The 12,607-nt window shown below is 71.3% G+C and carries 12 protein-coding genes; 3 read left to right on the top strand and 9 right to left on the bottom strand.

Going from position 1 to position 12,607, the window contains the following annotated elements:
* Positions 1-79 precede the first annotated feature (79 nt).
* Positions 80-715 carry a flavin reductase family protein gene (locus STRVI_RS03625; protein ID WP_014054258.1) on the top strand — a complete coding sequence of 212 codons (636 nt, stop codon included), beginning with the start codon at positions 80-82 and terminating at the stop codon, positions 713-715.
* A 63-nt stretch (positions 716-778) separates the two neighbouring features.
* Here STRVI_RS03625 and STRVI_RS03620 read toward each other — a convergent pair whose 3' ends face one another.
* Entirely contained in the window at positions 779-2,113 is a 1,335-nt protein-coding gene (locus STRVI_RS03620) for an MFS transporter (protein ID WP_043235366.1), read from the bottom strand.
* 112 nt (positions 2,114-2,225) lie between these two features.
* Between STRVI_RS03620 and STRVI_RS03615 the strand changes: the two genes are divergently transcribed.
* Entirely contained in the window at positions 2,226-3,257 is a 1,032-nt protein-coding gene (locus STRVI_RS03615; protein ID WP_014054256.1) for a GlxA family transcriptional regulator, read from the top strand.
* 47 nt (positions 3,258-3,304) lie between these two features.
* Here the strand turns inward: STRVI_RS03615 and STRVI_RS03610 are convergent, their stop codons facing one another.
* The 6 genes from STRVI_RS03610 to STRVI_RS03585 form a co-directional block, all read right to left on the bottom strand.
* Positions 3,305-3,943, bottom strand: coding sequence for a hypothetical protein (locus STRVI_RS03610; protein ID WP_014054255.1), 639 nt, complete (start codon positions 3,941-3,943; stop codon positions 3,305-3,307).
* A gap of 48 nt (positions 3,944-3,991) precedes the next feature.
* A complete protein-coding gene (locus STRVI_RS03605; RefSeq protein ID WP_043235364.1) occupies positions 3,992-4,207 on the bottom strand; it encodes a substrate-binding domain-containing protein in 216 nt (71 codons plus the stop codon).
* A 75-nt stretch (positions 4,208-4,282) separates the two neighbouring features.
* Positions 4,283-5,332: a Zn-dependent alcohol dehydrogenase gene (locus tag STRVI_RS03600; protein ID WP_043235362.1), complete on the bottom strand. Its 1,050-nt coding sequence runs from the start codon at positions 5,330-5,332 to the stop codon at positions 4,283-4,285.
* 21 nt (positions 5,333-5,353) lie between these two features.
* A complete protein-coding gene (locus STRVI_RS03595; protein WP_014054253.1) occupies positions 5,354-6,820 on the bottom strand; it encodes an aldehyde dehydrogenase family protein in 1,467 nt (488 codons plus the stop codon).
* Complete coding sequence (locus STRVI_RS03590; RefSeq protein ID WP_014054252.1) at positions 6,817-8,217, bottom strand: acyl-CoA dehydrogenase family protein; 1,401 nt, start codon at positions 8,215-8,217, stop codon at positions 6,817-6,819. Before STRVI_RS03590 ends, STRVI_RS03595 begins: the two co-directional genes overlap by 4 nt.
* 68 nt (positions 8,218-8,285) lie before the next feature.
* On the bottom strand, positions 8,286-9,197 hold the full coding sequence (locus STRVI_RS03585; protein WP_014054251.1) for an SDR family oxidoreductase: 912 nt from the start codon (positions 9,195-9,197) through the stop codon (positions 8,286-8,288).
* Between the two features lie 110 nt (positions 9,198-9,307).
* On the opposite strand from STRVI_RS03585, the gene STRVI_RS03580 reads away from it, so the two are divergent.
* On the top strand, positions 9,308-10,234 hold the full coding sequence (locus tag STRVI_RS03580; protein ID WP_014054250.1) for a cyclase family protein: 927 nt from the start codon (positions 9,308-9,310) through the stop codon (positions 10,232-10,234).
* 326 nt (positions 10,235-10,560) lie between these two features.
* On the opposite strand, the gene STRVI_RS54010 is transcribed toward STRVI_RS03580, so the two are convergent.
* Both STRVI_RS54010 and STRVI_RS03570 read right to left on the bottom strand, forming a co-directional pair.
* The gene (locus STRVI_RS54010) at positions 10,561-11,133 is read right to left on the bottom strand and encodes an ATP-binding protein (RefSeq protein ID WP_014054249.1); all 573 of its coding nucleotides are present in this window, start codon (positions 11,131-11,133) and stop codon (positions 10,561-10,563) included.
* 465 nt (positions 11,134-11,598) lie between these two features.
* Positions 11,599-12,603, bottom strand: a complete 1,005-nt coding sequence (locus tag STRVI_RS03570; protein WP_014054248.1) for an acyl-CoA dehydrogenase family protein — start codon at positions 12,601-12,603, stop codon at positions 11,599-11,601.
* Between the last annotated feature and the right edge of the window lie 4 nt (positions 12,604-12,607).

The raw sequence follows: 12,607 nt of genomic DNA, 5'->3' as shown, positions 1-12,607 counted from the left end.
CCACCCCGCCAGAAAAACCAGGAAAGCCGTCACAAACGCCAGGAAAGCCGTCGGGCAAGCCAAGAAAGGGGGACGGGCCATGATGGGACACGCCGGTATGGCCGCCACCGCCGTCCGCTACCTCCGGGCGGTCGGCTCGCCGACCGCCTCCGTACGACCGGTCGAACCGCTGCCCCCGCCGGAGCTGCGCTGTGTGCGCGACGATGAGCGGCCCCCGGTCGACCCCGCCGAATTCCGCCGCGTGCTGGGCCATTTCGCGAGCGGGGTCACCGTGATCGCCACCGTCGACGCGACCGGCCCGACCGGGTTCGCCTGCCAGTCCTTCGCCTCGCTGTCCCTGGACCCGCCGCTGGTCGCCTTCATGGTCGCCCGCACCTCCACGACCTGGCCGCGCATCGCCCGCGCGGGCGTCTTCTGCGTCAACGTCCTGGGCGCTCACCAGGGCGAGCTGTGCCGCGCCTTCGCGGTCAGCGGCTCCCGGCGCCCCGACAAATTCGCGGGCGTCCGCTACGAACCGTCTCCGGTCACCGGCTCACCGCGTCTCGCGGACGTCCCGGCGTGGATCGACTGCGCGGTCCACGCCGTGCACACGGGCGGCGACCATCTGGTCGTGGTGGGCCGCGTCCGGGACCTGGGAACGGACGAGTCCGCGGCGCGATCGGGGCCGCTGCTCTTCCACCGCGGCTCCTTCGGGGAGTTCACGGCGCATCCGTGAGCCCGCGCGGCCTTCCATAAGGCGTCGCGCGGCCTTCCGTAGGCCCCGCAAGGCCGCGCGACCCTAGGCCGTCGCCGCCGCGCCCTGCGCCTTCGGGCCGCGGTGGATCACCAGCGACATCAGCGCGGCGATCGCGCACAGCGCCCCCGCGCCGTACCAGACCAGGTCGTACGAGCCAAAGGCGTCCCGCGCCATACCGCCCACGAAGGCCACGACCCCTGCTCCCACCTGGTGGGAGGCGAGCACCCAGCCGAAGACGATCGCACTGTCCTCTCCGTACTGCTCCCGGCACAGCGCCATGGTCGGCGGCACGGTGGCGACCCAGTCGAGACCGTAGAAGACGATGAAGAAGATCATCGGCGGATGCACCGCCTCGTCCAGCAGGATCGGGAGGAACATCAGGGAGAGGCCGCGCAGCGCGTAGTACATGGCCAGCAGCCGGCGCGCGTCGAAGCGGTCGGTGAACCAGCCGGAGGCCACCGTCCCGATGATGTCGAAGACGCCGATGACGGCGAGCAGGCTCGCGGCGGCCGTCACCGGCATGCCGTGGTCGTGCGCGGCGGGCACGAAGTGGGTCTTGACGAGGCCGTTCGTCGAGGCGCCGCAGATCGCGAAGGTGCCCGCGAGCAGCCAGAAGGTGCCGGTGCGCGAGGCCGAGGCGAGGGCCTTGACGGCCCGCCGGGCCGCGCCGCGCCGGGGTGCGGGCCGCGGGGTGGGCGGCCCGTCGGCGCCGTACGGGGCGAGGCCCACGTCCGAGGGGTAGTCGCGCAGCAGCAGCCAGACGAGGGGGACGATCGCCAGCGCGGCGATCGCGACCGTCAGCGCGGCGGGCCGCCAGTCGTGCCGTTCGACGATCCGGGAGAGCAGCGGCAGAAAGATCAACTGCCCGGAGGCACCGCCCGCCGTGAGGATGCCGGTGACCAGACCGCGCTGGGCGACGAACCACCGGTTGGTCACGGTCGCGGCGAAGGCCAGCGCCATGGAGCCGCTGCCGAGGCCGACCAGCACGCCCCAGCAGAGGATGAGCTGCCAGGGCTCGGTCATGAAGACCGTAAGGCCGCCACCGGTCGCGATGACGGCGAGCGCGGCCGCGATGACCTTACGGATGCCGAAGCGATCCATCAGAGCGGCGGCGAAGGGTGCGGTGAGCCCGTAGAGGGCGAGGTTGACGGAGACCGCGAACCCGATCGTGCCGCGCGACCAGCCGAACTCGTCGTGGAGTGGATCGATGAGCAGACCGGGAAGGGAGGCGAATCCGGCGGTGCCGATGATCGTCACGAAGGCGACGGCGGCGACCGACCAGGCGCGGTGCGGAAGGCGTGGGAGGGCCCGTCGTGGGGGCCGGTCGGGCTGCTCGCCCTGTTCGGGAGCTCCGGAAAGTTCGGTTGTCTGCGTCACCGGACCAGCATTGAGCAGCGGTTCCGTCACGACGAGTGGCCCGTGGGACAGCCTTCGCTAGGATCGGGCCACACCCCTTGAGGGGCCATGTCCGAACGACGGGAGGCCGGAAGTGCCCCAATCCCCGCCCGGTAACGCCAACGGGCGCCATCGCGTCGTCGTCCTCGCCCTCCCCGGTGTGATCCCCTTCGAGCTGGGCATTCCGTACCGGATCTTCGGCAAGGCCCGCTCCGCCGACGGCCGGCGGCTGTACGAGGTGGTCACCTGCACCGTCGAGCCCGGTCTGGTGCCCACGGACGCCGACTTCCCGATCGCCGTGGCACTCGGCCCGGAAGCCCTCGCCGAGGCCGACACCATCCTGGTGCCCGCCTCGTACGCACTCGGCCCGGTCCGCGAGGAGGGCCGGATGACCGAGCCGCTCGCCACCGCGCTCGCCCATGCCCGGCCGGGCGCGCGCTGGGTGTCCATCTGCACCGGTTCGTTCGTGCTCGCCGCCGCCGGTCTTCTCGACGGCCGCCCGGCCACCACCCATTGGGCCAGCGTCGGCCAATTCCAGCGGCTCTTCCCGACGATCAAGGTCGATCCGAATGTGTTGTTCGTGGACGACGGCGATGTGCTGACCTCGGCCGGTGTCGCTTCGGGGATCGACCTGTGTCTGCATCTGGTGCGGCGCGACCACGGCACGGCCGTCGCCAACGACGTCGCCCGGCACAGCCTGGTGCCGCCCCACCGCGACGGCGGCCAGGCCCAGTACATCCCGCGCCCGCTGCCCGAGCCCCAGCAGGCCACCACGACGACGGCGCGCGCCTGGGCGCTCGGCCGGCTGGACCGGCCCATCTCGCTGAGGGAGCTGGCCGCCCAGGAGTCGATGAGCGTGCGGACGTTCACCCGCCGCTTCCGCGAGGAGGTCGGCGTCAGCCCGGGCCAGTGGCTGACCCGGCAGCGCGTCGAGCGGTCCCGTCATCTTCTGGAGGACACCGATCTGTCGGTGGGCCAGGTGGCGCGCGAGGCGGGTTTCGGCTCCCCCGCGTCCCTGCGCCAGCACTTCCAGGCGGCCGTGGGCGTGAGCCCGACCGCCTACCGCCGCACCTTCCGCGCGGGCGCCGAGGCCGGTACGGCTTCCGGCGCCGACGCCCGTGCGTAGGCCCTGTCCGGCGGTTCTTAGCGGGAGCGGGACAGGGCCTGGCCCGCTCAGCCCGTCACGGCCGCTTCCGCGCCCCCGAGCCGCCAACTGCGGACCTGCACCCAGGTCATGTCCCGCCACCACTGCGCGTTCCAGTCGTCGCTGTGGAAGCGGAACAGCGAGATGGTGTCGGCGGTCAACCGCTTGGGCGGATCCGCGTCGAGAGTGTCCAGGAACTCCCCGGTCTCCTCATAGAGGTCGGGCCGCAGGGTCAGTTCATGGGAGGCCACGGACAGATGCGCCCGGAATTCCGCCGGGTCGAAAGGTTTGAAGAGAAAGTCCGGCTGAACGGTCGACACCGGCGCCAGCGCGGTGTTCACCGAGATCCCGGGGTTCGGGGAGCCGTCGGGCAGATCGTGCAGATTGAACCCGATGCCGCCTCCGCCCTTCTCGATGCCCGTGTTGTACGCCGTGAAAGCGCTGGTGTCCGACAGCGCCGCGCCGATCCGGTCGGCCAGCTCGCCCTCGGGCGCGTCGGTGGGCACATTGCCCGCGAGGGTGGCGTGGGGCGGGTAGGCGGCGCAGGAGACCAGTCCGTACTGCTGCCTGAGCAGCAGATGGAGATCGGTCAGCAGGGCGCAGGTGCGGTGGTCGGGGCGGAGGAAGACCCCGTAGCGGAAGGGCGAGGCGGCCGTTTGCACGGACATGGTTTCTCCGGACGTCAGGGGCGCGGCTCCGGCGGGCGACCCCCGAATTCAGCGCCGGATGGGGACGGGTGGGGGCGGGGCGGTGGTGGTTCCGGCCACCACCGCCCCGCGCAGGGGGATATGGCGCGTGGGCATGGAGCGGTCGGCACGCAGCTCCAGCAGCAGGTCGATGGCGCGTCGGCCGATCTCGTCCAACGGCTGGCGCAGCGTGGTCAGCCCGAGGAGCGGGGTGGTGAGCGGCCCGATGCCGTCGAAGCCGGTCACCGATATGTCAACAGCCCCCGTCGTCAAGACGCCGCCGGAAGTGGTCGAAGCCCGTCGGAAGTGGTTGGAAGCCCGTCAGAAGGTGAGCACGGCGCGCGCCACCCGGCCGTGGTGGGCGTCGTCGGCGGCCTTGGCGAAGTCCTCCAAGGGGTAGGTCCTGCTGACCAGTTCGTCCAGCAGCAGCCGCCCCTGCCGGTAGAGGTCGGCGTACAGGGCGATATCGGCTTGCGGACGTGAGGAGCCGTAGCGGCAGCCCAGGATGGACTTGTCCAGATACATGGAGGAGACCCGGAAGGCCGCCTCGGCGTCGGCGGGCGGCACACCGAGGAGCACTGCCTGGCCGCGCCGGTCGAGCAGATCGACGGCCTGACGGATGAGCCGGGTCGAGCCGACGCATTCGAATGCGTGGTCGGCGCCGGTCGGCAGGATCTCCCGTACGGCGTCGGTGGAGGGGACGAAGTGGGTCGCGCCGAAGCGCCGGGCCAGCGGCTCCTTGGCGGGGTTGGAGTCGACGGCGACGACAGGGAACGCCCCGGCGATCCGGGCCCCTTGCAGCACATTCAGCCCGATGCCGCCGCTGCCGATGACAACGACCGACTCACCGCGGTCCACCTTGGCGCGGTTGAGCACGGCGCCGACGCCGGTCAGGACGGCACAGCCGATGAGGGCGGCGGAGACGAGCGGAATCTCCTCGGGGATCCGCACCACCTGGACGGCGGTGACGAGGGTGCGCTCGGCGAAGGCGGAGTTCGAGGCGAAGTTGTACAGTCGCTCGTCGCCGCGGCGGAAGGGCCGGGTCGGCCGGCCGATGGCCGCGCGGCACATGGTGGGGCGGCCCCGGGCGCAGTCGGCGCAGGTCCCGCAGTTGGCGAGGGTGGACAGCGCCACATGATCGCCGGGAGCGACATGGGTGACGCCCGGCCCGACCTCCTCGACCACGCCCGCGCCCTCGTGGCCGAGGACGGCGGGGAGAGGGAAGGGGATGGTGCCGTCGACGACCGACAGATCGCTGTGGCACAGCCCCGCGGCGGCGATGCGCACCAGCACCTCGCCGGGGCCGGGGTCGCGCACCTCCAGGTCCTCGACCACGCGCGGCGCCGTGCCGTCGAAGATGACGCCTCTCATCCTCATCACCCTTCCGGTGCCTCAGGAGACCCAGACCAGCGACTGGAGTTCGCTGTACGCGTGCAGGCCGAACGAGCCGCCGTCGCGGCCGACTCCGCTTTCCTTGAACCCGCCGAACGGCGTCTCGGGGTGGCGCTGGGCGGTGTTGATGCCGACGTTTCCGCTGCGCAGACGGGCGGCGAGGGTCCAGGCGCGGCCCGCGTCGGCGCTGAAGACGTAGTCGTAGAGGCCGTAGGGGGTGGCGTCGGCGATCCGCACCGCCTCGTCCTCGTCATCGAAGGGCATGGCCACGACGACCGGTCCGAACAGCTCCTCCCGCGCGACGGTCATCGCGGGGCCGGCGTCGGCGATGAGGGTGGGGGCGACGTAGAAGCCGGGCTTGCGGGCGGGGCGTTCGCCGCCCACGACGATCCGGGCGCCCTGCTCACGGGCGTCGGAGACATACGCCTCGACGCGATCGCGCTGCGCGGCGGAGATCAACGGACCGACGATCGTGGAGTTATCCACAGGGTTCCCGATCTTCAGTGACTCTGCGTAATGTGTGAGTGCGGCGATGACCTTCTCGTACAGCGATCGATGGACGAGCACACGGGTCGGCGCCGTGCAGATCTGCCCGCTGTGAAAGGAGAAGGTCGAACCGACCGCCCCGACCGCCGACGCGATCGCTCGCTCGTCGGCGTCCCCCAGGACGATGGCCGCGCCCTTGCCCCCCAGTTCCATCAGGGTGCGCTTCATCGACCTCCCCGCGGATTCGGCGATCTTCTTACCCACGGCGGTGGATCCGGTGAAGCTGACCATGTCGACACCGGGGTGCGCGACCAGCGCCTCGCCGGCGGCCGCGCGCGAGCCGGTGACGACATTGAAGGCACCGTCCGGGAGCCCGGCCTCCTTGAGCAGGGGGCCGAGTTCCAAACAGCACAGCGGGTCCTGCGGCGCGGGTTTGGCCACGACCGTATTGCCCATGGCCAGGGCCGGGGCGACCTTGCCCGCGAGATTCGTGAGAGGGAAGTTGTAGGAGGTGATGCAACCGACGACACCAAGAGGACGGCGGACCGCTGCCGCTCCGATCAGCCCGCCGGGCGCCAGCGGGGTGGCGGCCATGGGCAGCGGGGCGAGCGGCACCGTGTCCGGTTCGAGGGCGCCGCGCGCATAGCGGCGGAAGCGGTCGATCGCCGGGGGCACCTGGAGGGAGGAGGTGACGCGCAGCGTCGCCCCGGTCTCCGCCTGGACGAGGGGCACCAGGTCCGGGGTGTGCTCGGCGAGCAGATCGGCGGCCCTGTCGAGTACGGCGGCGCGCTCCCGGGGGGTAGTGCGCGACCAGCCGTCGTACGCGGCGCGGGCGGCCCGGACGGCGGCGTCCACGTCGGCCGGGTCGGCCTCGGGGGCATGGCCGACGGTCTCCTCGGTGGCGGGATTGATGACGGGGTAGTGCCCGTTCCCGGGATCCCGCCACGAGCCGCCGATCCAGTGCGCATAGGTCTTCGTCATCGGCGTGATTCCTTGGGGAGGTGAAGTACGCGCTCGGCGATGATGGTGCGCTGGATCTCGTCCGAGCCGCCGTAGATGGTGTCGGCGCGGGAGAAGAGGAAGAGACGCTGGAAGGCGTCGAGTTCGTACGGCCGGCCGGCGGTCCAGCGCGCCGGGCCGAGTGCGGCCGCGGCGCCCCTCACCTGCACGGCCAGCTCGCCGAGCCGCTGATGCCAGCCGCCCCACAGCAGCTTGGCGACGCTGGGCGCGCCGAGGTCCTGCGCGCCGGGGTCCTGCGGGCCGGGGTCCCGTGGGCCGGGGGCCTGGGGGTCCGCGCTCCCCGGGGGGAGGTCGTGGGCGGCACCCTTCCGCGGAGCGGGGTCCCGGGCGTCGTTCGAGGCAGGGTGAAGGGCAGGGTCCCGGGCGTGGTTGGCGTTCGGGTTCGGGTTCGGGTTCGGGGTGGGCTTCTGTGCGGCGCCCAGGGTGCGCAGGGCGTTCCAGCGCATGGCCTTGAGCTCGGCCCACTGCCGTATGAGCCGGTCACGCAGGACGGGCTCCTCTGCGGCGCCGGTCTCCAGCGCCAGTCGCACCACCCGGCTCAGCTCCTGGGCGAAGCCGATCTGCTGGACCAAAGTGGAGACCCCGCGCTCCACCGCGAGCAGGCTCATGGCCACGCGCCAGCCGTGGCCCGCGCCGCCGACGAGGTGTTCGGCGCGGGCCACGGCCCCGTCGAAGAACACCTCGTTGAACTCCGCGGTCCCGGTCAGTTGCCGGATCGGCCGCACCTCGATCCGTCCCGGCTGGTCCATCGGCACCAGCAGAAAGGAGAGTCCATGATGACGCTGTGAGCCCTCCTCGGTGCGCGCCAGCACAAAGCACCAGTCGGCTTCGTGGGCGAGGGAGGTCCAGATCTTCTGCCCGGTGATGCGATAGGTGCCATCGCCCGGGTCGCGGACGGCGCGGGTCCGTAGCCCGGCGAGGTCCGAGCCCGCGTCGGGTTCGCTGTAGCCCTGGCACCACAGCTCCTCAGCACGGGCGATGGGCGGCAGAAAACGGGCGCGCTGTGCGGAGTCGCCGTGCGCGAGCAAGGTGGGCGCGAGGAGGTTCTCGCCGATATGGCCCAGTCGGCCGGGCGCCCCGGCGCGGGCGTACTCCTCGGCCCAGACGACCTGTTGGGTGAGCGTCGCCGCGCGATTGCCGTACGCCCCGTCCGTACGGTCCCAGCCCAGGCCGATCCAGCCGCCCGTGCTCAGCTCGCGTTCCCAGGCGCGGCGGGCGGTCATATCGCCGCGCGCCTCGCCGGGGTGGCCGCCGGGCTCCTGTTTGAGGGCGGCGAACGGTCCGGTGAAGTGCGCGGCCAGCCAGTCGCGCGCCTCGGCGCGGAACCGCTCGTCCTCCGGTCCGAAAGCGAAGTCCACGGCCTCTCCCCTCGTCGGCGCTGGTCGGTGTTCCCGGCAAGCCCTGCCGTTGTCGCCGTTTGTCGCGGTCAGGCGTTGGGGCGTTGGCCGGTGGCGGCGGCCTGGGCCATGGCCTCCAGTTGGGCCAGCATCGGCATGGGATCGGTGCCGACCGTGCCCGGGAGGAAGTCGGCGATCTTGTCCGGCGTCCAGGCGCCCTCGGTGTATCCGGCGCGCAGCTCACGCGGCTGGGCCCAGACCGCGATCTTGGGGCCCGCGATCGTATAGACCTGGCCGGTGATCCGCTCCGCGCGGGCGCGTTCGCTCAGCAGATAGACGACCAGGGCCGCCACATCCTCCGGCTCGCCGATCTCCTTGAGCTCCATCGGCACATTGGCGGACATCCGGGTGCGGGCGACCGGTGCGACACAGTTCGCCGTGACGCCGTACTTGTGCAGCCCCAGCGCGGCGCTGCGCACCAGGGAGATGATCCCGCCCTTGGCGGAGGCGTAGTTGGCCTGGGCGACGCTGCCCTGGTGGTTGCCGCTGGTGAAGCCGACCAGGGTGCCGGAGCGCTGGCGGCGCATCACCGCCGACGCCGCCCGGAAGACCGTGAAGGTGCCCTTGAGATGGGTGGCGACGACCGGGTCCCACTCCTCCTCGGACATGTTGAAGAGCATCCGCTCGCGCAGAATCCCGGCGACGCAGACGACCCCGTCCAGCCGTCCGTACCGGTCGAGCGCGGTGTCCACGATCCGCTGGCCACCGGCCATGGTCGAGACGTCGTCGGCGACCGCGACCGCCTCACCGCCCGACGCCACGATCTCCTTGACCACGGCCACGGCGACCTCGCTGCTCGGTTCGCCGCCCTCGATGGAGACCCCGTAGTCGTTGACGACGACCCGTGCCCCTTCGGTCGCGCAGGCCAGAGCCACCGCTCGTCCGATACCGCGTCCGGCCCCGGTGACGGCTACCACCTTGCCGTCCAAGAAGTTGCCCACGTCGCGTCCCCTCCCGGAGTTTCTGACGGTCCGTTAGATTTTTGAGCAGACGCGGCCCGAGTACAAGCCCTCGCGCACAAACGACGACCGGGAACGACGAAGGAGATGCCATGCCGCTGCCAGCCGAGTTCCACGAGATCGCCAAGCGCGTCAACAACTGGGGCCGCTGGGGGACGGCCGACGAGATCGGCACGCTCAACCTGATCACCGATGCCGTGGTCCGGGAGGCCGCCGCGACGATACGGACCGGCCGTCGCATCCCGCTCGCGGTGCCGCTGCGACAGGACGGCATCCAGACCGGAGTGATCCCCGGGCGGATCAACCCGCTGCATACGATGATCGCGGTCAACTTCGAGATGTTCGGCCCAGGTACCGTGGCGACCAGCGACGACGCGGTGACGATGGGGCTCCAGGCCGGCACCCACTGGGACGGACTGGCCCATGTCTCGCACACCGGCAGGATCTACAACGGCCGCCCCGCCGCCTCCATCACCACCCATGACCGCGCCGCCTTCAGCGGTATCGAGAAGGCGGGACCCCTCGTCTCGCGCGGGGTCCTCCTCGATGTGGCGCGCGCCCGGGGCACCGAGCGGCTGCCCGAGGGGCATACGGTCACCCCCGAAGACCTCGACGCCGCCGAGGAACTGGCCGGGACGACGGTGCGCCCCGGCGATATCGCCCTCGTCCGCACCGGGCAGATCCAGCGGTATCTGGCGGGCGAGAAGGAGGCATACGCCTACCCCTCACCGGGCCTCTCCCTGCGCACACCGGAGTGGTTCCATGCCCGCGATGTGGCGGCGGTCGCCAATGACACCTTGACCTTCGAGGTCTTCCCACCGGAGATCGAGGACCTCTGGATGCCGGTCCACGCCCTCGACCTGGTCGAGATGGGCATGCTCCAGGGCCAGAACTGGAATCTGGAGGAACTCTCCGACGCCTGCGCCGAGGAGGGGCGCTACGCCTTCCTGCTATCGGCCCCGCCCGAGCCGTTCGTCGGTGGCACGGGCGCTCCCGTCGCCCCCGTGGCGATCCTCTGACGCCCATTCCCCCGTCACGCCCATCCCCCTGGCGCCCGCCCCCTCCGGCGCCTCGGCGTCCCCGACGCGCGCAACGGACAGCGCGCGTCGGGCCCAGAAGGGGGCGGCGGGTCGATCTTCTCGGGCGGCGGTGCGCTCATGCGCGCCCCGAGCACGGCACCGCGCACCGCCACCCGGCTCCCGACGCTGAGCCCTGGTTCAGCAGCGGGGGCGCGACCCGCACTCGCCAAGGAACGTCACCGTGAACACAGGGCTCACAGAGACACCACAACCCTCGGCGTCCCCTCGCGACGAATCGCTGATCCTAGAGTGATCAACCGAACACGTCACGTCAACACCTGGTCTGGACTTTGCCTGGTTCGTCCTATGTGTGACGGCGCATGAGAGGCCGCTCGCCTCCTGGAAAGCGGCTCTTCGCCCTTCGCGCGGTCGATTTCACACCAGATCCGCTTGCCGGAGCCCTCCGGCTGCCAGCCCCATCGGTCGGCGAGACCGTCGACCAGCTCCAGACCGCGCCCATGAGTGTCCTCCTCATCGGCACAGCGCTGGCGCGGCGCGCGGTCGCTGACATCGGCGACCTCGACCCGGACCGTTCCCAGACCCGCGCCCCGGCTCACGAACGGCCCTGGGGCCCCGCCTCCGCCGACACCGCCACCGTTCCCGCCGCCGCCCCCGCCGCCCATCGACTGGGCGGGGAAGAGCATCCGCAGCACGGCCGGGCAGCCGGTGTGCACCACGGCGTTGGTGACGAGTTCGGAAATGAGCAGAATCAACGTCTCAGCGAGCGGCTCGTCGGCTCCGATCCCTGATCCGACGAGCCGCGAACGGGCCCACCTACGGGCACGGCTCACCTCCGCCGGATCGGGCCGGACCTCCATCTGCGCCTGAAGCACCTGCACTGCTCACACCATCCGAACCGGCACACACATCGCCTTGTACCTCCAAGAGGTCACGGACCGTGACGTTCCCCCAGCTACCGCTGGGAGACTTGCGCGACAGCATGGTTGACGTACAGTCACCCCAACAAGCGCTTCGGTCATATTCCAGCGCCAAGGAGTATGCGTGGGGCATACTGTGCGACACACGTCCTGAGGACTCGAACACCGAAGCTCAGGCGTCGCATACCCGGCGCGAGCGGGGCACATCGGCATGCCCGGAATCGCCCCATGGGCAACGCCGGGCTTCTTGCACCCCATAAGCGCTCGCACCCCACGGAGAGTACCCGAGCCCGGGCCCGACTCCCCCCTGTGACGAGTCACGCCTAGGAAACAACCTGGTATCAACGCTCGGTCACCTCAGACGCCCTGGGGATCTCCCCAGAGAATGCGACATCCCAACAATTCAGGCGTATCCATCGAGCTCGGCTACAAACATGTTTCAACGGTCGACACGAGCCCGGCCGCAAGCTCCTCCTCCGCCGCCGCCGCGCACTGCCACTGACCTGCCCGCACCCAGGCCCGCTTGAGATGCAGATGGACATCCGCCTCCCAGGTGAAGCCCATCCCGCCATGGACTTGTAGACAATCGCGGGCATTGTGGACAGCGGCCTCATCGGCGAGCAGCTTGGCGGCCGCGATGTCACCCGGGTCTTCTGTGACCGCCGCCGCATACACCACACTTCTGGATGATTCCGCGCGTACCAGCATCTGGGCGCACAGATGCTGTACGGCCTGGAAGGCACCGATCGGCCGACCGAACTGGGTGCGCCGCTTGGCGTGGTCCACCGCGAGTTCGACCGTTCGGGAGGCGCTGCCGAGCTGTTGTGCCGCGGTCAGCAGCGCCGCCTCGCGGCGCAGCCGGGCGGCGATCCCCGAACGGCCCGGCCCCGCCTGGTCCTGCCGGGTTCGGGTCGGCGCCGTCCGGTGCAGCGGGGTGGCCGGGTCAACGGACCGCATCGGCTCCGCCGCACGCGCCACCTCCGCCGCCGGGATCAACTCGACCGCCGTCGACCCCAGCGCCAGCACCGCGTCGGCGGAGGCCAGATGCTCGACCGGCGCCCGCGCGCCCTCCTCGTCCAGCGCCGTCACCACCGTCTCGCCCTGAACAGCACCCGCCGCCAACGCCGCCGAAAGCCCGGCCGCCAGTTCTGTCGCGACCAGCGGCCCCGGCAGCAGGGCCCGGCCCGCCTCCTCGAAGGCCAGCACCGCCTCCGGCAGCCCCAGTCCCACCCCGCCCGCCGACTCCGGCACCCGCAGCGCGAAGAGCCCCGCCGCGCCCAGCTCCCGCCACAGGGCCCGGTCCAACTCCGCACTCCGCTCCGTGTCCCCGTCCACCGCCGCCCGCAGCCGGGTCCGCGGAAAGCGCCGTTCCAGCAGCTCGCGCATCCCCGCCCGCAGCGCCCGCTGGTCGTCCGTGAGCTGGAAGTCCACGGCT

It is taken from the genome of Streptomyces violaceusniger Tu 4113, assembly GCF_000147815.2.
GTDB lineage: Bacteria > Actinomycetota > Actinomycetes > Streptomycetales > Streptomycetaceae > Streptomyces > Streptomyces violaceusniger_A.
The sequence above is the reverse complement of the archived record's forward strand: the minus strand, read 5'-3'. Positions and strand labels throughout refer to the sequence as shown.